This window comes from Arthrobacter pasteuri (assembly GCF_054510955.1).
This window is the reverse complement of record NZ_JBTNDO010000001.1, coordinates 203,826-225,109: the sequence shown is the minus strand read 5'-3', so window position 1 is coordinate 225,109 and position 21,284 is coordinate 203,826. Positions and strand designations below refer to the sequence as shown.

Annotated in this window: 18 protein-coding genes; 5 read left to right on the top strand and 13 right to left on the bottom strand. The window is 69.1% G+C overall.

All coding sequences use genetic code 11. The features are described 5' to 3' along the window. Position 1: 1 nt before the first annotated feature. The 3 genes from zwf to pgl are packed head-to-tail and all read left to right on the top strand — an operon-like array spanning position 2 to position 3,289. Positions 2-1,546: a glucose-6-phosphate dehydrogenase gene (zwf, locus tag ACX80H_RS01090; RefSeq protein ID WP_459310590.1), complete on the top strand. Its 1,545-nt coding sequence runs from the start codon at positions 2-4 to the stop codon at positions 1,544-1,546. Then, entirely contained in the window at positions 1,543-2,487 is a 945-nt protein-coding gene (locus ACX80H_RS01085; protein ID WP_459310589.1) for a glucose-6-phosphate dehydrogenase assembly protein OpcA, read from the top strand. The genes zwf and ACX80H_RS01085 overlap by 4 nt, the downstream gene beginning before the upstream one ends. After that, a complete protein-coding gene (gene pgl, locus ACX80H_RS01080) occupies positions 2,477-3,289 on the top strand; it encodes a 6-phosphogluconolactonase (RefSeq protein ID WP_459310588.1) in 813 nt (270 codons plus the stop codon). Before ACX80H_RS01085 ends, pgl begins: the two co-directional genes overlap by 11 nt. Before the next feature lie 70 nt (positions 3,290-3,359). Here the strand turns inward: pgl and secG are convergent, their stop codons facing one another. From secG to ACX80H_RS01015, 13 genes are all read right to left on the bottom strand, one after another. Then, entirely contained in the window at positions 3,360-3,611 is a 252-nt protein-coding gene (gene secG, locus ACX80H_RS01075) for a preprotein translocase subunit SecG (RefSeq protein WP_459310587.1), read from the bottom strand. Between the two features lie 52 nt (positions 3,612-3,663). Then, positions 3,664-4,479, bottom strand: coding sequence for a triose-phosphate isomerase (gene tpiA / locus ACX80H_RS01070; RefSeq protein WP_459310586.1), 816 nt, complete (start codon positions 4,477-4,479; stop codon positions 3,664-3,666). Positions 4,480-4,605: 126 nt separating this feature from the next. Continuing rightward, positions 4,606-5,856: a phosphoglycerate kinase gene (locus ACX80H_RS01065; RefSeq protein WP_459310585.1), complete on the bottom strand. Its 1,251-nt coding sequence runs from the start codon at positions 5,854-5,856 to the stop codon at positions 4,606-4,608. A gap of 12 nt (positions 5,857-5,868) precedes the next feature. Beyond that, complete coding sequence (gene gap / locus ACX80H_RS01060) at positions 5,869-6,879, bottom strand: type I glyceraldehyde-3-phosphate dehydrogenase (protein ID WP_459310584.1); 1,011 nt, start codon at positions 6,877-6,879, stop codon at positions 5,869-5,871. Positions 6,880-7,165: 286 nt separating this feature from the next. Then, a complete protein-coding gene (locus ACX80H_RS01055; RefSeq protein ID WP_459310583.1) occupies positions 7,166-7,795 on the bottom strand; it encodes a superoxide dismutase in 630 nt (209 codons plus the stop codon). Between the two features lie 118 nt (positions 7,796-7,913). Beyond that, complete coding sequence (gene whiA / locus ACX80H_RS01050; RefSeq protein ID WP_459310582.1) at positions 7,914-8,894, bottom strand: DNA-binding protein WhiA; 981 nt, start codon at positions 8,892-8,894, stop codon at positions 7,914-7,916. Positions 8,895-8,904: 10 nt separating this feature from the next. After that, positions 8,905-9,927, bottom strand: a complete 1,023-nt coding sequence (locus tag ACX80H_RS01045; protein ID WP_459310581.1) for a gluconeogenesis factor YvcK family protein — start codon at positions 9,925-9,927, stop codon at positions 8,905-8,907. Continuing rightward, on the bottom strand, positions 9,927-10,826 hold the full coding sequence (gene rapZ / locus ACX80H_RS01040) for an RNase adapter RapZ (protein WP_459310580.1): 900 nt from the start codon (positions 10,824-10,826) through the stop codon (positions 9,927-9,929). The genes ACX80H_RS01045 and rapZ overlap by 1 nt, the downstream gene beginning before the upstream one ends. Positions 10,827-10,926: 100 nt before the next feature. Further along, the gene (gene uvrC, locus ACX80H_RS01035) at positions 10,927-12,960 is read right to left on the bottom strand and encodes an excinuclease ABC subunit UvrC (protein ID WP_459310579.1); all 2,034 of its coding nucleotides are present in this window, start codon (positions 12,958-12,960) and stop codon (positions 10,927-10,929) included. A gap of 102 nt (positions 12,961-13,062) precedes the next feature. Continuing rightward, positions 13,063-13,731, bottom strand: a complete 669-nt coding sequence (locus ACX80H_RS01030) for a lysophospholipid acyltransferase family protein (protein WP_459310578.1) — start codon at positions 13,729-13,731, stop codon at positions 13,063-13,065. After that, positions 13,718-14,386 (bottom strand): HAD hydrolase-like protein, encoded by a 669-nt coding sequence (locus tag ACX80H_RS01025; RefSeq protein WP_459310577.1) that lies wholly within the window; start codon positions 14,384-14,386, stop codon positions 13,718-13,720. The genes ACX80H_RS01030 and ACX80H_RS01025 overlap by 14 nt, the downstream gene beginning before the upstream one ends. A 99-nt stretch (positions 14,387-14,485) precedes the next feature. Then, complete coding sequence (uvrA, locus tag ACX80H_RS01020) at positions 14,486-17,395, bottom strand: excinuclease ABC subunit UvrA (RefSeq protein WP_459310576.1); 2,910 nt, start codon at positions 17,393-17,395, stop codon at positions 14,486-14,488. An 85-nt stretch (positions 17,396-17,480) separates the two neighbouring features. Next, positions 17,481-17,858 (bottom strand): GntR family transcriptional regulator, encoded by a 378-nt coding sequence (locus ACX80H_RS01015; RefSeq protein ID WP_459310575.1) that lies wholly within the window; start codon positions 17,856-17,858, stop codon positions 17,481-17,483. Positions 17,859-17,986: 128 nt separating this feature from the next. On the opposite strand from ACX80H_RS01015, the gene ACX80H_RS01010 reads away from it, so the two are divergent. Next, positions 17,987-18,625, top strand: a complete 639-nt coding sequence (locus ACX80H_RS01010; RefSeq protein ID WP_459310574.1) for an MBL fold metallo-hydrolase — start codon at positions 17,987-17,989, stop codon at positions 18,623-18,625. 39 nt (positions 18,626-18,664) lie between these two features. Continuing rightward, on the top strand, positions 18,665-21,208 hold the full coding sequence (locus tag ACX80H_RS01005; protein WP_459310573.1) for a DEAD/DEAH box helicase: 2,544 nt from the start codon (positions 18,665-18,667) through the stop codon (positions 21,206-21,208). Positions 21,209-21,284 lie beyond the last annotated feature (76 nt).

The following is a 21,284-nucleotide window of genomic DNA, read 5'->3' as shown; positions in this document are numbered from 1 at the left end:
CATGCCTTTCAGCACGACGGCGAAAGCCGCCAATCCCCTGCGGGATTCGCGCGACAGGCGGCTGAGCCGGATCGCCGGCCCGTCCTCGCTCGTTCTGTTCGGTGTGACGGGCGACCTCGCCCGGAAGAAGCTCATGCCGGCCATCTACGACCTCGCGAACCGGGGGCTCCTGCCCCCGAGCTTCGGCCTCGTCGGCTTCGGCCGCCGCGACTGGAGCAACGAGGAGTTCGTGGAGAAGGTCAAGGAGTCCGTGACCCAGTACGCGCGGACGCCCTTCAAGGAGACGGTGTGGGAGCAGCTCTCCGCCGGCATCCGCTTCGTCCGGGGTGAGTTCGACGACGACGAGGCGTTCAAGAACCTCAAGGAGTGCATCGACGAGCTGGACCAGAGCAGGGGGACCCGGGGTAACCACGCGTTCTACCTCTCGATCCCGCCGAACGCGTTCGAGGCGGTGTGCCAGAAGCTCTCCGAGCATGGCCTGGCGCGCCCCGACGAGGGCCAGTGGCGCCGCGTGGTCATCGAGAAGCCTTTCGGGCACGACCTCGAGTCCGCCCGGGAGCTGAACAGCATCGTCGAGGAGGTCTTCCCTCCGGACGCGGTGTTCCGGATCGACCACTACCTGGGCAAGGAGACCGTCCAGAACATCCTGGCGCTGCGCTTCGCGAACCAGCTCTTCGAGCCGCTCTGGAACGCGAACTACGTCGACCACGTGCAGATCACCATGGCCGAGGACATCGGGATCGGCAGCCGGGCAGGCTACTACGACGGCGTGGGCGCGGCCCGCGACGTCATCCAGAACCACCTGCTCCAGCTGCTCGCCCTGACGGCGATGGAGGAACCGATCTCGTTCGACGCCGACCACCTCCGCGCGGAGAAGGAGAAGGTCCTCGCTGCCGTCTCCCTGCCGAAGGACCTGTCCGGACGGTCCGCGCGAGGCCAGTACGAGGCCGGGTGGCAGGGCGGGGAACGCGTGAACGGCTTCCTCGAGGAGGAGGGCATTCCCGCGCACTCCACGACGGAGAGCTTCGCCGCCCTGCGGCTCGACATCAACACGCGCCGCTGGGCCGGGGTCCCGTTCTACCTGCGCGCGGGCAAGCGCCTCGGGCGCAGGGTCACGGAGATCGCCGTCGTCTTCAAGCGGGCTCCCAACCTCCTGTTCCGCGACCACAACGAGGAGGACTTCGGACAGAACGCCGTCGTCATCCGCGTGCAGCCGGACGAGGGCGTGACGATCCGGTTCGGTTCGAAGGTGCCTGGGACGCAGACCGAGGTCCGCGACGTGACCATGGACTTCGGCTACGGCCACTCCTTCACGGAGTCCAGTCCCGAAGCCTACGAGCGCCTCATCCTCGACGTCCTGCTCGGCGAGCCACCGCTCTTCCCCCGCCAGGAGGAAGTGGAACTGTCCTGGAAGATCCTCGACCCGTTCGAGCAGTACTGGGAGTCCCTCGACGGCCAGCCCGAGCCGTACGTGCCCGGCAGCTGGGGTCCCGCATCCGCCGACGAGCTGCTGGCAGCCGACGGACGTACCTGGAGAAGGCCATGATCGTAGACCTGCCCGACACCACCACCTCGAAGGTGTCGAAGGAACTGATGGCGATGCGTGAACGCGGCGGCGTCGTCGCGCTTGGCCGCGTGCTGACGCTCGTGGTCATCACGAAGTCCGGCTACGAGGAGCAGGCGATCGACGCGGCGAACGAGGCGAGCCGCGAGCACCCGTGCCGCATCATCGTCCTCGCCGAGGAATCACCGGATGAGCCCACCCGTCTCGACGGACAGATCCGTGTCGGCGGCGACGCCGGAGCATCGGAGGTTGTCGTACTCCGGGGCTACGGCGAGCTCGCGCACGAGAACGAGTCCCTCGTGTCCGCGCTCCTGCTGCCGGACGCGCCGATCGTGGCCTGGTGGCCGCACGGGGTCCCGGAAGCAGCATGCCGGACGTCGATCGGCAGCATCGCGCACCGCAGGATCACCGATTCCGCGAACGAGGCGGACCCCACGGACGCGCTGTTCAACATCAGCAGCACCTACGCCGCCGGCGACACGGACCTCGCCTGGACACGCCTGACCAACTGGCGCATCCAGCTTGCGGCCGTGGTGGACCAGCTGGAGGGCGACGAGCCCGTCACGGCGGTCACCGTCGAGGGTGCCTCCGACTCCCCCAGCACGGTGCTGCTCGCCGCCTGGCTGACCAAGGCGCTGGAGGCCCCGGTCACGATCGTGTCGGGACCTGCCGGGACTGGCCTCAAGCGCGTGCGCCTGGCCAGGAGCGGCGGCGATGTCGAGCTGCACCGTCCGGGCCACGACGTCGCGGAACTGCACCAACCACACCAGCCGGTCCAGCGCATCTCCCTCCCCCGCCGGAGCCTGCGGGACTGCCTCGCGGAGGAGCTGAGGCGGCTGGACCCGGACGAGGTCTTCGGAGAAGTCATCACCGAGGGACTTGCCCGAACCAACCTTAGGAGTGTGCGAACGAGTGAGCGCTGAACCGAAAGTCAGCATCCATCCTTCCCCGACCACCCTCGCGGCGGCCGTTGCGGCACGACTGATCACCCGCCTGGTCGACGTGCAGAGCGACCGTGGCACGGCGACCGTCGTCCTCACGGGCGGATCGATCGGGACGGCGGCCCTGCAGGCCGTGGTGGAGTCGCCGGCGCACACGGCGGTCGACTGGGCCAACGTGCATTTCTGGTGGGGCGACGAACGCTTCCTGCGTGCCGAGGACCCGGACCGCAATGCCGTCCAGGCGCGCTCCGCATTCCTCGATCGTATCGCCGTCGACCCGGTGAAGATTCACGAGTTCGGCTCGAAGGACGAGTTCCCCGACGAGGATGCGGCAGCCGCGGACTACGCCCGGCAATTGGCGGAGGCGGCACGTGCCGAAGCCGACGCGGACGGCGGGAGCCAGCTGGATCCGCGCCTGCCGCGCTTCGATGTCCTCCTGCTCGGCGTCGGACCGGACGCACACGTCGCTTCCCTCTTCCCGGAGTTGGCGGGAATCCGCACGAAGGGCGAGACGACCGTAGGGGTCGCCGATGCACCGAAGCCTCCCCCGCAGCGCGTCTCCCTGACCCTCGAGGCCATCAACACGGCACAGGAGGTCTGGCTGTCGGTCAGTGGCAGTGATAAGGCAGGCGCCGTGGGCCTCGCCCTCGCCGGAGCCGGTCATGTGCAGGTCCCGGCCGCCGGTGCCCGTGGGGTGCGGAAGACCCTGTGGCTGATCGACCAGGACGCCGCGCAGAAACTGCCCGGCCGTCTGATCGACCACGACGACGAGGAGACCGGCTGATCCGGACCGCGAAAAAGCCCCCGCTTCCATCCGGAAGCGGGGGCTTTTCCATGAATCGGGGGTGTGTGCCCTATGCATCACCGGCGAAGCGCTGGATGAGGCCCAGCGCGACGATGACGACGCCCCAGGCGAGCCCGAGGGCCACGGTGAAGCGGTTCAGGTTCCGCTCGGCCACGCCGGAGGATCCCATGCTCGAGGTCATGCCGCCACCGAACATGTCCGACATACCGCCGCCACGTCCCTTGTGGAGCAGGATCAGCAGGGTCAGCAGGAGGCTGGTGATCCCGAGCAGGACAAGCAGGATGATACGAAGGATTTCCACGGGGCCCTTTCAAGGCTCGGTAGCCGCTCTGCGGAGCGGCCGGCGCACGGAACTAGTCTGTCACCAGATGCTGTTCGAACCTGACAATACTAGCAAACTCGGCTACGTCGAGGCTCGCACCGCCGACGAGCACGCCGTCGACGTCGCGCTCCTTGAGGATGCTCGCGGCGTTGGCGGCCTTCACCGAGCCGCCGTACAGCAGTCGGGTCTTCGAGGCCGTCTCCGTGTCGAAGAGGGAAGCCAGTTCGGCGCGGATGGCGGCACACATCTCCTGTGCGTCCTCCGGTCCTGCGACCTCGCCCGTACCGATGGCCCAGACGGGTTCGTACGCGACCACGAGCGATGACGCCTGCTCGGGCGTGAGCCCTGCGACGCCCCGGCGGAGCTGTTCGAGCGTGTGCGGGACGTGGGTACCGGACTGCCGGATGTCGAGCCCCTCGCCGACGCAGAGGACGGGGACCAGTCCGTGGCGGTAGGCGGCGTGCACCTTGCGGTTGAGCAGCTCATCCGACTCCGAGTGGAGCGTGCGGCGCTCGGAGTGGCCCACGAGGACGTAGGTGCAGTCGAGCTTGCCGAGGAACTGCCCGGAGATGTCGCCGGTGTAGGCACCGGAGTCCTCCGGCGAGAGGTCCTGCCCGCCGAAGACGATGTCGAGGTTGTCCCCCTTCACGAGGGTCTGGACACCACGGAGGTCGGTGAAGGGCGGGAAGACGGACACCTCGACGCGCGAGAAGTCATGGCCCGCGTCGTCGAGGGTCCAGGCCAGCTTCTGCAGGAAGGTGATGCCCTGCATGTGGTCCAGGTTCATCTTCCAGTTGCCCGCGATGAGCGGCCGGCGGTCGAAGGCGCCGTTGGTCGAGGTGGTCATCGTCGTACTCTCCCTGTTCGTTGACGGCGGGATCCGCAGGGCGTGCGCCCGGCGGATCCCGCCATTCCTGTGCGCCCGGTCGTCGGGCGGCTGATCGTGCCGGTCCTGCGCGTGGCCGTCGTCCCGCTAGTCGCGGGCGAGTGCGGTCAGGCCGGGCAGTTCCTTGCCCTCGAGGTACTCGAGGCTCGCTCCACCACCGGTGGAGATGTGCCCGAACTGGTCGTCGGCGAAACCGAGGCCACGGACAGCGGCAGCGGAATCACCGCCGCCGACCACCGTGAGGGCGCCGTTCGCCTGAGCATCCACGAGGGCCTGGGCGACCGCCCGGGTGCCGCCGGCGAAGGCTTCGAACTCGAAGACGCCCATGGGCCCGTTCCAGAAGACGGTCTTCGCCTCCGCGATGTTCGCGGCGAAGTCCCGGCCCGTGACGGGGCCGATGTCGAGGCCGATCCCCGAGGCCCCGTACGTGCCCGCCTCGATCGCGTCGGCTGCGACCACGCTGGAGCCCGCGTCCGCCGCGAACTTCTCCGCCACCACGATGTCCGTCGGCAGGACGAACTGCGTGCCGTCGCGCGCCCCCCGCTCGAGGTAGCCGCGGACGGTGTCGATCTGGTCCTTCTCCAGCAGGCTGGCGCCCACGCTGAAGCCCTGGGCGGCGAGGAACGTGAACACCATCCCGCCACCCACGAGGACGCGGTCCGCCGTGCCGATCAGGTTCTCGATCACGGCGAGCTTGTCGGAGACCTTCGACCCGCCGAGGACGACGATGAAGGGCCGCTGCGGATCCGTGGTCAGCTTCTCGAGCACGACGAGCTCCGCCCGGACCAGGTCACCCTGGTAGGCGGGCAGCAGCGCAGCGATGTCGTACACGCTCGCGTGCCTGCGGTGGACCGCCCCGAAGGCATCGTCGACATAGGCGCCGTCAGGGCCGACCAGGTCCGCGAGTTCGCGGGCGAAGGCGGAACGCTCCGCCTCGTCCTTGCTCGTCTCGCGGGCGTCGAACCGCACGTTCTCGAGCACGAGCACCTCGCCGTCGGACAGCGCGGCGGCTGCGCCGCGGGCGCCCTCCCCCGTGGTGTCCGGTGCAAGGGTGACCGGGAAGCCCGCGAGGTCCCGAAGAACGTCGACGGCCGGCCGCAGCGAGTACTTCTCCTCCGGGGCGCCCTTGGGCCGCCCGAGGTGGGCCAGGACGATGACGGCGGCCCCCGCCTCGCTCAGCTTGCGCAGAACGGGCAGGGACGCGCGGACGCGGCCGTCGTCGGTGACCTTCAGCGAAGGCACCTCGCCCTCGAGGGGCACATTGAGGTCGGAGCGGACGAGGACGCGACGTCCCCGGACTCCTTCAGCGAGGAGATCGTCGAGTGATGCGTAAGCCACGGACGGGACCGCCTAGGAGAGCTTGGCAGCGACGATTTCGGTCAGGTCGACCAGGCGGTTCGAGTAGCCCCACTCGTTGTCGTACCAGGAGACGACCTTGACCTGGTTGCCGATGACCTTGGTGAGGCCGGAGTCGAAGATCGACGAGTGCGGGTCCGTGACGATGTCGGAGGACACGATCGGGTCCTCGGTGTAGGAGAGGTAGCCCTTCAGGGGACCGTCGGCGGCGGCAGCCTTGTAGGCGGCGTTGACCTCCTCGACCGTGACCTCGCGGCCCAGGGTGACGGTGAGGTCGGTGGCGGATCCGGTGGGGACGGGAACGCGGATGGCGTAGCCGTCGAGCTTGCCCTTGAGTTCCGGCAGGACGAGGCCGATCGCCTTGGCCGCACCGGTGGAGGTGGGGACCATGTTGATCGCTGCTGCGCGTGCGCGGCGGAGGTCCTTGTGGGGGCCGTCCTGCAGGTTCTGGTCGGCGGTGTAGGCGTGGATCGTCGTCATGAGCCCGCGCTCGATACCGAACGAGTCGTTCAGCACCTTGGCCAGGGGGCCGAGGCAGTTCGTGGTGCAGGACGCGTTCGAGATGATGTGGTGGTTCTCGGGGTCGTACTCGCCGTCGTTGACGCCGAGCACCACGGTGATGTCCTCGTCGGACGCAGGAGCGGAGATCAGGACCTTCTTGGCGCCGGCGTCGATGTGCTTCTGCGCGTCGGATGCCTTCGTGAAGAAGCCGGTGGACTCGACGACGATGTCGACGCCGAGGTCTGCCCAGGGGAGGTTCGCGGGGTCGCGCTCGGCGAGCACCTTGACGCGCTTGCCGCCGACCACGAGGTCACCGCCGTCGACCTCCACGGAGGCCTTCAGGCGCCCGGTGACGGAGTCGTACTTCAGCAGGTGCGCGAGGGCCTCGGGGCTCGTCAGGTCGTTGACGGCGACGATTTCGAGGTCTGCGCCCTGCTCGAGGGCCGCGCGGAAGTAGTTGCGGCCGATGCGGCCGAAGCCATTGATTCCAACACGAGTAGTCACTGGTTTCCATCTCCTTCATAGGTGGTGCCGCCGGACGACCCTTCTCGGGCGACGCCGGCGACGAATAAATCTGGTACCGGGCACACCTTCGTGCCGAAGTGAATCGGGTCCTGCTGGCTCCCTGTGGAGCATGGGTGGCGCCCTCGGAGCCGTGCGGGAAATGTCCCTGCACGGCTCCCACCTTACTCAGCGCGGCGTTGCGCGCGCACTGATGACGCGCAGAGGGCCCCGGACCGACGGGTATGGTGCACACCCCCCTCCGGAGCCGCCCTGGGGCTTGCCCTGCCTAGAGGCCGGGGGTGATGAGGACGGACGCCCCGATCCGGGCCGCTTCGAAGCGGGTCTGGACGTCGGCCCAGTTCACGAGGTTCCACCAGGCCTTCACGTAGTCGGGCTTGACGTTGACGTAGTCCAGGTAGAACGCGTGCTCCCACATGTCCAGCATCAGAAGGGGGACGGTGCCCACCGGAACGTTGCCCTGCTGGTCGTAGAGCTGCTCGATCACGATGTTCTTGCCCAGCGGCTCGTACGCCAGCACGGCCCATCCCGAGCCCTGCAGGGAGGTCGCCGCGGCGCTGAAGTGGGCGCGGAACGCGTCGAAGGACCCGAAGGCGTCGTCGAGGGCCACTGCCAGTTCACCCACGGGCTTGTCGCCGCCCTCGGGGGACATGTTCTTCCAGAAGATGCTGTGGTTGATGACACCGCCGACGTGGAACGCGAGGTCCTTGGAGAGCTTCGGGATGGTGCCGAACTCGCCCTTCTCGCGGGCCTCGGCTAGCTGTGCGAGGGCATCATTGGCGCCCTTGACGTAGGTGGCCTGGTGCTTGGAGTGGTGCAGCTCCATGATCCGGCCCGAGATGTGCGGCTCGAGGGCCGCGTAGTCGTAGTCGAGATCCGGCAGTACGTATGCGCTCACGTAGTCCTCCATGTAGTGATCCGGGGCGCCCGCGCGGTCCGCAGCGCCGCCGGGCATCCGGACGGCACGCGGTCCGCTTGATCAGAAGCGGGCTTGTCGTTCCATCCTATGCACTCATTCACTCGTCGAGCATGTCCGGAGTCACATTGGCGTCGGTCCCCGGGATCCCGATGTCGGAGGCTCTCTTGTCCGCCATCGCCAGGAGGCGCCGGATACGGCCGGCAATGGCATCCTTGGTCATCGGCGGGTCGGCGAGGCGGCCGAGTTCGTCGAGGCTCGCCTGCTTGTGGGCCACCCTCAGCTCCCCGGCGTAGCGCAGGTGCTCCGGCACGGTCTCGCCGAGGATCTCGAGGGCACGCTCGACGCGGGCGCCGGCGGCGACCGCAGCCTGTGCGGAGCGGCGCAGATTGGCGTCGTCGAAGTTGGCGAGACGGTTCGCGGTGGCGCGGACCTCCTTGCGCATGCGGCGTTCCTCCCACACCATCAGCGCGTCGTGGGCACCCATGCGCGTCAGGAGGGCTGCGATCGTGTCGCCGTCGCGGATGACGACACGGTCCACGCCGCGCACCTCCCGCGCCTTAGCGGCGATGTCCAGCCGCCGGGCCGCACCCACGAGGGCGAGGGCCGACTCGGGACCCGGACAGGTCACCTCGAGCGACGAGGAGCGGCCGGGTTCGGTCAGGGAGCCGTGCGCCAGGAACGCCCCGCGCCAGACGGCCTCGGCGTCCGCCGTCGAGCCGTTCACGACGGCCGACGGCAGTCCGCGTACCGGACGGCCGCGGCTGTCCAGCAGCCCCGTCTGGCGGGCGAGGGACTCGCCGTCGCGCACCACCCGGACCACGTAGCGGTTCCCCCGCTTCAGAGCGCCGCCCGTGACGACGATGATCTCGCTGGTGTGTCCGTAGACCTCGGCGATGGCGGCCCGGAGCCTGCGTGCCGTCGAGGCGAGGTCCACCTCGGCCTCGATGACGATCCTGCCGGAGATGATATGGAGGCCCCCTGCGAATCTCAGCAGCGCGGACACTTCGGCCTTGCGGACCGAGGACTTCTTGACGTCGAGGTGGGACAGCTCCTCTTTGACGTCGGCGGTCAGGGCCACAGATACACTCCTAGTTCTCCCCAAACATGTCGTTGTAGGACGTCGCCAGCCGCAGCGGGTCGTGCACGGGCTTACCGGTCGAGACCCCCACTGTACCGAAGACGGCGCGTCCTCCCATCCCTGCCACGGCTCGCTCGAACGCGGATCTGTCCCCTATCACCGTGGGATCCGCGAGTACCACGTCCACCGTGAAATCCGGGGCGTACCGGCGGATGACGTTCAGGTGGTCGATGGCACTCATGCCCTGCGTCTCCTTGGTGTCGTTGCTCAGGTTCATCGTGAGGCACCGCCGCGCGGAGGTGCGGCACAGCGCCCCGCGGAGCTCGGGAAGCAGCAGGTGGGGCAGCACCGAGGTGTACCAGGACCCGGGCCCGAGGATCACCCAGTCGGCCAGTTCGATGGCCTCCAGCGCGTCCTTGCAGGCAGGAGCCTCCGGCGGGAGGAGCCGGACATTGCTCACGTTCCCGGATCCCGCGGCGACCGCCAGCTGCGCCTGTCCGCTGACGGTGCGCACCCGCAGGGAGCCCTGCACCTCGCTCAGCACGTCGCCCTCGATCGTGAGCGGCACGCTCGCCATCGGGAGGACCCTGCCGCGCGCCCCGAGGAGGGCGCCGGCCCACTGCAGGCCCGCCACCGGGTCACCCAGCAGCTCCCAGAGGGTGACGATGAGGAGGTTGCCCATGGCGTGGCCGTCGAGCGATCCCTCGACCCCGTCCCGCGATGCGAAGCGGTGCTGCATGACGTCCCGCCAGGTGCGGCCCCAGTCGGTGTCGTCGCACAGGGCGGCCAGTGCCATGCGGAGGTCGCCGGGAGGCAGCACCCCGAGTTCCCTCCGGAGCTTCCCGGACGACCCGCCGTCGTCGGCGACCGTCACCACGGCGGTCAGCTCCTGCGTCAGGAGCCGCAGGGCGGACAGCGACGCGGACAGTCCGTGCCCGCCGCCGAGGGCGACGACGGTCGGGCCCGCGCCGCCCTCACCCTTCCTGCGCGCCGCGGGCGGGACGAGGGGAAGAGCACCCGAGAACAGCGCCACTATTCACGCCCGAGGTCGCGGTGGTGCGCGGTGACCTGCACGCCCGGCAGCTGGGCCAGCCGCTGGGCGATCTCCTCCGTCACCGCGACCGACCGGTGCTTCCCGCCGGTGCACCCGACGGCGATGGTCGCGTAGTGCTTGTTCTCGCGGCGGTAGCCGTCCAGGACGGGCACCAGCGCGTTCACGTACCGGTCGATGAAGTCGCCCGCGCCCTGCGCGCCGAGGACATAGTCGCGGACGGGCTCGTCCAGCCCGGTCTGGGGGCGCAGGACGGGCACCCAGTGGGGGTTGGGGATGAAGCGGACATCCGCTACGTAGTTGGCGTCGACCGGGAGGCCGTACTTGAAGCCGAAGCTCATCACGTTGAGCCGCAGGACGATGGGACCGGACTCCGAGAACAGCTCGGTGACGCTCGTGGCGAGCGCGTGCACGTTCAGCTCGCTCGTGTCGATCACGATGTCCGCGGAGTACCGGATGTCCTTCAGCACGTCGCGTTCCGCGGCGATGCCGTCCAGGATGCGGCCGTCGCCCTGCAGCGGGTGCGGGCGGCGGCCCTGTTCGAAGCGCCGCACCAGCACGGTGTCCTCCGCGTCGAGGAAGAGCACCCGGTAGTCGACCCCTGCGGACCGCAGGCCGTCCAGGGCCGCCTTGATGTCGAGAAAGAGTTCCTTGCCGCGCACGTCGATGACGACGGCCAGCTTCGGGATGGACTGCGGCGTCCGCGCCACGAGCTCGGTCAGCGTCGTGAGCATCTGCGGCGGGAGGTTCTCCACCACGTACCAGCCGTGGTCCTCCAGCGCGTTCGCGGCCGTACTGCGCCCGGCGCCCGACATGCCGGTCACCACCAGCAGCTCGGACTCGGTGGGTTTGACCGGAGTCAGGCTCGTGGCCTCAGTCATATCGTGGTGCGTCCGTTCCGGCTCGACGGGACACCCGGTATCCCGGCCTGCCCTGGTGTGCGGTCTCAGCGGCGCTCCTGCGGCCGCGCCTTCAGCCTAGCTAATCTTCGATGATCTCGCCCGTGGTCATGTTCACGGCCGGGGCGGGGGCGTCATCGACGGCGAGGGACGTGCGGATGGTCTCGGCGAGTGCGGGGCCGACGCCGGGTACCTCCACGAGCTCCTCCACGGTGGCCGCCCGGATCTTCTTGACCGAGCCGAAGTGCTTCAGCAGGGCCTTGCGCTTGGCCGGACCCAGTCCGGCGACCTCGTCGAGGGCCGACGCCGTCATGGACTTCCCGCGCTTCTGCCGGTGGAACGTGATGGCGAAGCGGTGGGCCTCGTCGCGGATCCGCTGCAGCAGGAACAGGCCCTCGGACGCCCGGGGAAGGATGACCGGGAACTCGCTGTCCTGGATCCACACCTCCTCGAGGCGCTTGGCGAGGCCGATCACGAAGACGTCGTCGATCCCGAGGTCCGCCAGCGCGCGCGAGGCAGCGGCCACCTGCGGCGGTCCGCCGTCGACGACGACGAGGCTGGGCGGATACGCGAAACGGTTGCGGGAGATCGCCGTCGTCGTGTCCCGGACGGGCTCGCCCTGCGGGTCGGCGTCGGGGTGCTCGAGGACCGAGGCGTCGTCGTCCACCGGGTCGACCTCGGGATCCGGACCGGCAGCGCGCTGCTCCCCGCCCTTCCCGGCGAGGTAGTTGCGGAACCGGCGGTGGATCACGTCGTACATGGAGGCGGTGTCGTCCCGTGCGGCGTCCCCGGTGATGGAGAACTTCCGGTACTCGGACTTCCGGGGCAGGCCGTCCTCGACGACGACCATCGAGGCCACCACGTTGGTGCCCTGCACGTGGGAGATGTCGAAGCACTCGATGCGCATCAGCGGCTGCGGCAGGTCGAGGGCCTCCTGCAGCTCCTGCAGGGCGGCCGACCGCGTGGTGATGTCCCCGGCCCTGCGGCTCTTGTGCAGGCGCAGGGCGTCCGCGGCGTTCTGCTCCACGGTGCCCAGGAGCGTCGCCTTGTCGCCGCGCTGCGGCACCCGCACGTCGACGCGCGCTCCCCGGAGGCCCCGGAGCCATTCGAGCATCTGGTCCGAGTTGCTGGGCAGCACCGGGACGAGGACCTCGCGCGGGATCTGCTCGTTGCTGCTGCTGCCCTCGCCGTAGACCTGCTGGAGCAGGTGCTCCACGAGATCCGGCGTGTCCATGTCCTCGACCTTCTCGACCACCCAGCCGCGCTGTCCCCGGATCCTGCCTCCCCGGACGTGGAAGACCTGCGCCGCCGCCTCGAGCTCGTCCTCCTTGAGGGCGAAGATGTCCGCGTCGGTGTCCTCGCTGAGCACCACCGTGTTGCGTTCGAACACGCGGCGGAGTGCTGCGATGTCGTCGCGCAGGCGGGCGGCCGTCTCGTAGTCGAGCTCGGCGACGGCAGCGGCCATCTTCTTCTCGAGCCCGGAGATGAACTTCTTCGCCTCCCCCGACATGAAGTCGCAGAACTCCCCGGCGAGCGCCTTGTGGTCCTCGGGGCTGATGCGTCCGACGCAGGGTGCGGAGCACTTGTCGATGTAACCGAGGAGGCAGGGCCGGCCGGTCCGCTCCGCGCGCTTGAACACCCCGCTGCTGCAGGTCCGGACCGGGAAGACGCGGAGCATGGTGTCGACGGTCTCGCGGATGGCCTTGGCGGGGTAGAACGGACCGAAGTAGCGCGTGTCCTTCTTCTTGTCGCCGCGCATCACCTGCACGCGCGGGTACTTCTCCCCCATGGTGACGGCGAGGTAGGGGTAGGACTTGTCGTCACGGAACATGACGTTGAACCGTGGATTGAACTCCTTGATCCACGTGTACTCGAGCTGGAGCGCCTCGAGTTCGCTCCCGACGACGGTCCACTCGACGCTCGCGGCGGTGAACACCATGCTCCGCGTCTTGGCGAGCAGTCCCTGGGGGTTCGCGAAGTAGGAGTTCAGGCGTGAGCGAAGGTTCTTGGCCTTGCCGACGTAGATGACCCTGCCGTGCTCGTCCCGGAAGCGGTAGACGCCCGGATCGAGCGGGATCTCGCCTGTCTTCGGCCGGTAGGTTACTGGGTTCGCCACGCCTTTCATCCTAGGACGGCGGGGGAACGGACGCTGACCGGGGGCACTGCTTTCCGCTGACCGCTGACGCGGATCAGGCCGGGCCGCCGAACCCTTCGGGCACTACTCCGTCGCAGGACTCTGGTTGTAGTGCGGCACCCGTTCCTGGCCGGTGAGCGCGGCGATACTGTCCATGATGGAGTCCGTCGCGCTGCGCCGGGCCGGCAGCGGGTGGCCGGGGCCGGTCTTCGCGAAGACGAGCGGCGCCCCGATGCGCAGGGTGAAGTGCTGCGGACGGACCCCCTTCTTCCCCGCGGGCTGGAGGGCCTCGGTGCCGAGAAGGCCGACGGGCACCACGGGCGCCCCGGTGGTGAGCGCGAGCCAGCCGACGCCGGTCCTCCCCCGGTAGAGCCGGCCGTCGCGCGAGCGGGTCCCCTCGGGGTAGATCCCGACGCCGTTACCCTGTTCCAGCAGGTCGAGGAGCGTCCTGAGCGCCTGGACGCTGGCCGCCTGCTGTCCGCGCTCCACCGGGATGGACCCGACGCCCTCGAAGAACGACTTCATGAGCGCGCCTCTCACTCCCTTCCCCGTGAAATACTCGGCCTTCGCGAAGAACGCGACCGGCCGCGGCATGAGTGCCTGCACCAGCACGCTGTCGAGGAAGGAGAGGTGGTTCGCCGCGACGATGAAGGGGCCGTCCTTCGGCACGTTCCCCAGTCCTTCGACGGTGGGCCGGCAGAGACCGGCGATGAGTCCGCGCGTCGTGCTGCGCGTCAGGTCATAGACCCCCACGGAGCACCTCCAGCAACTCCTCGGCGGATCGCGCGACGGCGACCGCCCCCGCGTCCTCCAGCTCGCCGGGAGCGGCGAACCCCCACGTGACGCCGATGCAGGCCAGGCCGTTGGCGAGAGCGCCCTCCACGTCGTGCCGGCGGTCACCGACCATCACCGCCCGACCGGCGACCCCGTCGGCGTGCCGCCCGTGGTGTTCCAGCGCCGCCCGGACGATGGTTTCCTTGCCGCCGACCGCCGCGGTTTCGTCGCGCGGGGAGCCGTGTACCGAGGCGAAGAGGTGCCGCAGGCCCTGCGCCTCGAGGAGCTCCTCGGCGAGCCATTCCGGCTTCTGGGTGGCGACGGCGACCACCGCGCCCTCCGCGGCGAGGACCTCCACGCAGCGGGCGACGCCCGGATAGGGGCGGCTCTGCGCCATGCCGGTCGAGACGTACCCCGCCCGATAGGTGGCCATCACCTCCTGCACGCGGGCTGCCGGCACACCGCCCAGCGCGGTGAGGGAGTGCACGAGAGGGGGTCCGACCATGGCCTGCAGGGCGTCGTCGTCGGGCACGGGCAGGCCGTGGCTCCGCAGCGCCGAACTGATGCCTCCGGTGATGGCTCCCGCGGGGTCGACGAGCGTCCCGTCGAGGTCGAAGAGTATCAGTGCATGCATATTCGCCACCGGGCAAGCTTGCCATAGCACCGGGGAGGGCATGCATTCCGCATGCCCTCCCCGGTATATCCACAACGCCTCTCCATGCCGCCGCAGGAGCTACCCGACCTTGTCGAAGATCTCCTTGAGGAAGGTGCCCGTGTAGCTGCGCTCGTTCTGGGCGACCTGCTCCGGCGTGCCCGTCGCGATGATCTGGCCACCGCCCGAGCCGCCGTCCGGACCGAGGTCGATGACCCAGTCGGCGCTCTTGATGACGTCGAGGTTGTGCTCGATCGTGATCACGGTGTTGCCCTTGTCCACGAGTCCCTGCAGGACCAGCAGGAGCTTCCGGATGTCCTCGAAGTGCAGGCCGGTGGTCGGCTCGTCGAGGACGTAGATGCTCCGCCCGTTGGAGCGCTTCTGCAGCTCGCTCGCGAGCTTGACGCGCTGCGCCTCGCCGCCCGAGAGGGTCGTGGCGGGCTGGCCGAGCCGTACGTAGCCGAGGCCCACCTCCACGAGGGTGTTCAGGTGCCGGGCGATGGGGCTGAACGCCGCGAAGAACTCGGCGCCTTCCTCGATCGGCATGTCGAGCACGTCGGCGATGGTCTTGCCCTTGTAGTGCACCTCCAGCGTCTCGCGGTTGTAGCGCGCGCCGTGGCAGACCTCGCACGGGACGTAGACGTCGGGCAGGAAGTTCATCTCGATCTTCAGCGTGCCGTCGCCGGAGCACGCCTCGCAGCGGCCGCCCTTCACGTTGAAGGAGAACCTGCCCGGGAGGTACCCGCGCACCTTCGCCTCGGTGGTCTCCGCGAAGAGCTTGCGGATGTTGTCGAAGACGCCGGTGTAGGTCGCGGGGTTGGACCGGGGCGTGCGGCCGATGGGGCTCTGGTCCACATGGATGACCTTGTCGAGGTGCTCCAGGCCGTCGATCCGCTTGTGCCGCCCGGCGACCTGCTTGGCACCGTTCAGCTTGTTCGCGAGGACCTTGTAGAGGATGTCGTTCACCAGGGTCGACTTGCCGGACCCGCTCACGCCGGTCACGGCGGTCAGCACGCCGAGCGGGATGGTCGCGTCCACGTTCGTGAGGTTGTGCTCGCGTGCGCCGACGACCTTCAGCTGGCGGGAACGGTCGATCTTGCGGCGCTTCGCCGGGATCTCGATCTTGCGGCGTCCCGAGAGGTAGTCACCGGTCAGGGACCTCTCGTTGGTGAGGAGGTCCTCGAGCAGGCCCGAGTGGACCACTTCACCGCCGTGCTCCCCCGCCCCCGGTCCGATGTCGACGATCCAGTCGGCCTCGGCGATGGTGTCCTCGTCGTGCTCGACGACGATGAGGGTGTTGCCGAGGTTCCGCAGCCGCGTGAGGGTCTCGATCAGCCGGCGGTTGTCGCGCTGGTGCAGGCCGATCGACGGTTCGTCCAGGACGTACAGCACGCCCACGAGTCCCGATCCGATCTGCGTGGCGAGCCGGATGCGCTGGGCCTCTCCGCCGGACAGCGTGCCCGACGCCCGTTCCAGGTTGAGGTACTCGAGCCCGACGTCGAGGAGGAAGGTCAGGCGCGCCTGGATCTCCTTGAGGACCTGGTTGGCGATCTGCGCCTCGCGGCCCGTGAGCACGAGGTTGTCGAGGAACTCCGCGCAGTCCCGCATGGGCATGGCGGACACCTCGGCGATGGAGCGGCCGTTGATGAGCACCGACAGCGACGCCGGGTTGAGCCGCGCACCACCGCACGTGGGGCACGGGATCTCCCGCATGTACTCCTCATACCGGTCCCGTGCGTTGTCGGACTCGGTCTCCGCGTGCTTGCGCTGGATGTACTGGATGGCACCCTCGAAGCCGGTGCTGTACTTGCGCTCGCGGCCGAACCGGTTCTTGTACTGCACCACGACCTTGTGGTCCTTGCCGTACAGGGCGGCCTCGCGGGCGCGGTCGGGCAGCTTGCGCCAGGGCGTGGCGAGGTCGAAGTTGAGCTCGGAGGCGAGTCCCTCGAGCAGGCGGGTCCAGTATTCGAGGGTCGCCGTACCGAGCGACCACGGCGCGATGGCACCCTCGGCGAGGCTCAGGTCCGGGTTGGGGACCACCAGCTCCTCGTCGACCTCGAGCTTGCTGCCGATACCCGTGCAGGCGGGGCACGCGCCGAAGGGGTTGTTGAAGGAGAACGAGCGCGGCTCGATCTCGTCGATCGCGAGCGGGTGCTCGTTCGGGCACGCCAGGTGCTCGGAGAAGGCGTGGAGGCGCTTCTCGTCGTCCTCGGGCAGGTCGACGAACTCGGCCAGGACGCGGCCGTCGGCGAGCTTGAGCGCCGTCTCCACGGAGTCCGTGAGGCGCTGCTGGATGCCGCTCTTGACGACGAGGCGGTCGATGATGACCTCGATGGTGTGCTTGTACTGCTTGCCCAGCTTCGGCGGATCGCTGAGCTGGACGAGCTTGCCGTCCACCCGCGCGCGGGAATAGCCCTTCGCGGTCAGCTCCTGGAAGAGGTCGACGAACTCACCCTTGCGCGCCCGCACGACGGGGGCGAGGACCTGGAAGCGGGTGCCCTCGTCGAGCTCGAGCAGCTGGTCGACGATCTGCTGCGGCGTCTGCTTGGCCACGAGCTCGCCGCAGACGGGGCAGTGGGGGCGTCCGACGCGGGCCCACAGGAGCCGCATGTAGTCGTAGATCTCGGTGATGGTCCCGACGGTGGAGCGCGGGTTCTTGCTCGTGGACTTCTGGTCGATCGAGACCGCGGGCGAGAGACCCTCGATGAAGTCGACGTCCGGCTTGTCCACCTGACCGAGGAACTGTCGAGCGTAGGCGGAGAGCGACTCCACATAGCGGCGCTGCCCCTCCGCGAAGATGGTGTCGAAGGCGAGGGACGACTTGCCCGAGCCGGACAGGCCAGTGAAGACGATCATGGCGTCGCGCGGGAGGTCGAGGTCGACGTTCCGCAGGTTGTGTTCGCGGGCGCCCTTGACGATCAGCCGGGACAGGTCCTGGGGAGCGGGCTCCGGGTTGCGGGCGTGCTGCTCAAGAGAATTTGCTATAGACACCAGACAACTGTAGGGGAAAAAGAGTTCGAAGACATGTTCGAACAGCCCTTGCCCCGCGCCGTTCTGGCGCCTCCGGCGCCGCCGTTCACGCTCGGCGCAATGCCGCCCTCACGATGGCCACTGCGTCGGCCTCCGACACACCCGCGGAGGCCACGACGACGGCGAACACCTCCGCGGCGTCGGCCACCTTGCGCCGGGCGTCGTCGCCTCCTGCCGTGATCACGGTCCCTGCCCGTCCCCGGGTCTCCACGACGCCGGCCTGCTCCAGTTCCCGGTAGGCGCGCGCCACGGTGTTGGCGGCGATGCCGAGGTGTGCTGCGAGCGCGCGTACCGGCGGCAGCCGTGTCCCGACGGACGCCTTGCCCGAGTTGGCGGCAGCCAGGATGGCCTGCTTGATCTGCTCGAAGGGCGGCACCGAACTCGTGGGGTCCACCTTCAGCCAGCGGGGGATGTCCTGCTCCACGCCCGTCCTTCCATGCTCGGCGACGGGCCCGGCGGCCGTCTCTCCCTGCACCCTACCGCCGTCGGACCCGCCGTCGGGCCCGCCGCCCGGCCGCTTTCGCTCGAGGGCGCCCTGCCTACACTGGGCACATGCAGAACCTCGCCGACGTGACCATCCGCAGCATCTCGGTGTCCGAGATGGACAACAACGTGTACCTGCTGACCTCGAAGTCGAGCGGCGCGCAGGTGCTCATCGACGCCGCCGACGACGCGCACGCCATCCTCGAACTGCTCGCGGATGCGCAGGAGGACACGGACGCCGAGGCCCGGGTGGCCCTCATCGTCACGACGCACGCGCACTGGGACCACCTGAGGGCGCTGGCCGAGGTGAAGGAGGCGACGGGTGCCCGTACCGCCGCCGGTGCGGACGACGTCGCGGACATCGCCGTACCCACGGACGTCCCGCTGCGGCACGGCGACGTCGGCTCCTTCGAGGGGTTCGACCTCGAGGCGATCCACCTGCGGGGCCACACTCCGGGATCCGTCGCGCTGCTCTACCGTGACCCCTCCGGCCCGGCGCACCTCTTCACGGGCGATTCGCTGTTCCCCGGCGGCGTCGGCAACACGCAGGGCGACCCGGAGCGCTTCGCCTCGCTCTACGAGGACGTCTCCACCCGCATCTTCGACCACCTTCCGGATGACACGGTCGTCCACCCGGGGCACGGGAAGGGCACGACCCTCGGCGCGGAGCGCGGCTCCCTCGCGGAATGGAAGCAGCGCGGCTGGTAGCGGAGGCGGCACCGACGCCACGGGTAGGCTGAACGGACCATGAGGATCCAAGAGCACCTGCCCCGGCACGACGACGGCCACCTTCCAGCGGATGCGGTCTACGAGGCGTTCACCGGCTGGGCGACGGCGCGGGGCCTGACGCTCTATCCCGCGCAGGACGAGGCGGCGATGGAGCTCGTCTCGGGCAACAACGTCATCCTCGCGACGCCGACGGGGTCGGGCAAGTCGCTCGTGGCCATCGCGGCGCACCTGAAGTCGTTCGCCGAGGGCCGCACCAGCTACTACACCGCCCCGATCAAGGCGCTCGTGTCCGAGAAGTTCTTCGCGCTCTGCGACATCTTCGGACCCGAGAACGTGGGCATGATCACCGGTGACTCGGGGGTGAACCAGGACGCGCCGATCATCTGCTGCACGGCGGAGATCCTCGCGAACCTGGCCCTGCGGGAGGGAGCCGGGGCCGACGTCGACACCGTGGTGATGGACGAGTTCCACTTCTACTCCGACCCGCAGCGCGGCTGGGCGTGGCAGGTACCGCTGCTCGAGCTGCCGCAGGCGCAGTTCCTGCTGATGTCCGCGACGCTGGGTGACGTCACGCGCTTCGAGAAGGACCTCACCGAACGCACCGGCCGTCCCACCGCGACCGTCACGTCCGTCGAGCGTCCGATCCCGCTGCACTACTACTACGTCGAGACGCCCGTGCAGGAATCCCTCGAGGAGTTGCTCTCCACCCGGCAGGCACCCGTGTACGTGGTGCACTTCAGCCAGGCCGAGGCCATCGAGCGGGCGCAGAACCTGATGAGCGTCAACATCTGCACGCGCGAGGAGAAGGACCGCATCGCCGAACTCATCGCGGCGTTCCGGTTCTCGTCCGGCTTCGGGAAGACCCTCAACCGGCTGGTCCGCCACGGCATCGGCGTGCACCACGCCGGGATGCTGCCGAAGTACCGGCGCCTCGTCGAGCAGCTCGCGCAGGCCGGCCTCCTGAAGGTCATCTGCGGCACGGACACCCTGGGCGTCGGCATCAACGTGCCGATCCGGACCGTCCTGCTCACGGCGCTCAGCAAGTACGACGGCGTGCGGACGCGGCTGCTCAATGCGCGCGAGTTCCATCAGATCTCCGGCCGGGCCGGCCGGGCGGGCTACGACACCGCGGGCACCGTCGTCGTCCAGGCGCCCGAGCACGTCGTCGAGAACACGAAGGCGATGGCGAAGGCCGTGTCCAAGTTCGGGGACGACCAGAAGAAGCTGCGGCAGGTGGTGCGGAAGAAGCCCCCGCAGGGCTTCGTCTCGTGGGGCAGGCCCACCTACGACCGACTGGTGGAGAGCATCCCCGATCCCCTGACGTCCTCGTTCTCGGTCAGCCATTCGATGCTGCTCAACCTGCTCGAGCGCCCCGGCGATCCCTTCAAGGCCACCAAGCGGCTGCTGACCGAGAACCACGAGACGCGCGCCTCGCAGCTGCGGCTGATGCGCCGCGCGATCGGCATCTACCGCGAGCTCGTCACTGCCGGCATCGTCGAGAAGCTGTCCGAACCGGAGCCGGACGGCCGCCTGGTGCGGCTCAAGGTGCACCTGCAGGCCAACTTCGCCCTCAACCAGCCCCTGTCGCCGTTCGCCCTCGCCAGCCTGGAACTCCTCGACCCCGAGGCGCCGGGCTACGCGCTGGATGTGGTGTCCGTCATCGAGGCGACACTCGAGAAGCCGCGCCAGGTCCTGAACGCCCAGGAGAAGAAGGCGCGCGGGGAAGCCGTTGCGGCCATGAAGGCCGAGGGCATCGACTACGACGCCCGCATGGCGCGCCTGGAGGAAGTCAGCTACCCGAAGCCGCTGGAGGAACTGCTGCAGCAGGCCTTCGACGTGTACCGCTCGTCGGCCCCGTGGCTCGGAGACTTCGAACTCGCACCGAAGTCCGTGGTCCGCGACATGTACGAGCGGGCGATGAGTTTCGGCGAGTACGTGGCCTTCTACGCCCTCACCCGGTCGGAGGGCATCCTCCTGCGGTACCTCGCCGACTGCTACAAGGCCCTGCGCCACACAGTGCCGGTCGAGGCCCTCCGCGAGGACCTCAGCGACATCCTGGAATGGCTCGGCGAACTCGTCCGCCAGGTCGACAGCAGCCTCCTCGATGAATGGACCCAGCTCGCCGCCGGGATCGCCCCGGGCGTCGCGGTCGACGCCGTCGACCTGCCCGAGGAGCCGCCGTCGGTGACGTCCAACGAGCGGGCCTTCCGCGTCATGGTGCGCAACGAGATGTTCCAGCGGGTGAAGCTGTTCGCCGACGAGCAGGACGCGGCACTCGGTGCTCTCGACGCCGACTCGGGCTGGACCGCCGAGCGCTGGGCCGACGCGATGGACGGGTACTTCGGGGACTACGAGGACATCGACGACGGCCCCGACGCACGTGGTCCCAACCTGCTCCTGATCACGAAGGTCCCCGGCGCCTGGAAGGTGCGGCAGATCCTCAAGGACCCGGAGGGCAACGGGGACTGGGGCATCAACGCCGAGATCGACCTCGCCGCGTCCGACGAGGCGGGAAGTCCCGTCGTCCGGATCCTCGGCGTCGGAGCACCGGTCGCGGCCTGACAGCAGCGGTCCGCCCTCGTGCCGGCGCGGTGCCCGCGCCGGGTCGGCGGGGACGGGACGGGGCCCGGGCTGGCTA

What these genes read in the sequence shown, in the direction of transcription:
- zwf (WP_459310590.1), top strand. Translation starts at nt 2, where the DNA reads ATGCCTTTCAGCACGACGGCGAAAGCCGCCAATCCCCTGCGGGATTCG.
- ACX80H_RS01085 (WP_459310589.1), top strand. Translation starts at nt 1,543, where the DNA reads ATGATCGTAGACCTGCCCGACACCACCACCTCGAAGGTGTCGAAGGAA.
- tpiA (WP_459310586.1), bottom strand. Translation starts at nt 4,479, where the DNA reads ATGACCACCTCGACCAACGGCGCCTTCGACCGCCGGCCGCTCATCGCG.
- rapZ (WP_459310580.1), bottom strand. Translation starts at nt 10,826, where the DNA reads ATGACTGAGGCCACGAGCCTGACTCCGGTCAAACCCACCGAGTCCGAG.
- ACX80H_RS01025 (WP_459310577.1), bottom strand. Translation starts at nt 14,386, where the DNA reads ATGCATGCACTGATACTCTTCGACCTCGACGGGACGCTCGTCGACCCC.
- ACX80H_RS01010 (WP_459310574.1), top strand. Translation starts at nt 17,987, where the DNA reads ATGCAGAACCTCGCCGACGTGACCATCCGCAGCATCTCGGTGTCCGAG.
- ACX80H_RS01005 (WP_459310573.1), top strand. Translation starts at nt 18,665, where the DNA reads ATGAGGATCCAAGAGCACCTGCCCCGGCACGACGACGGCCACCTTCCA.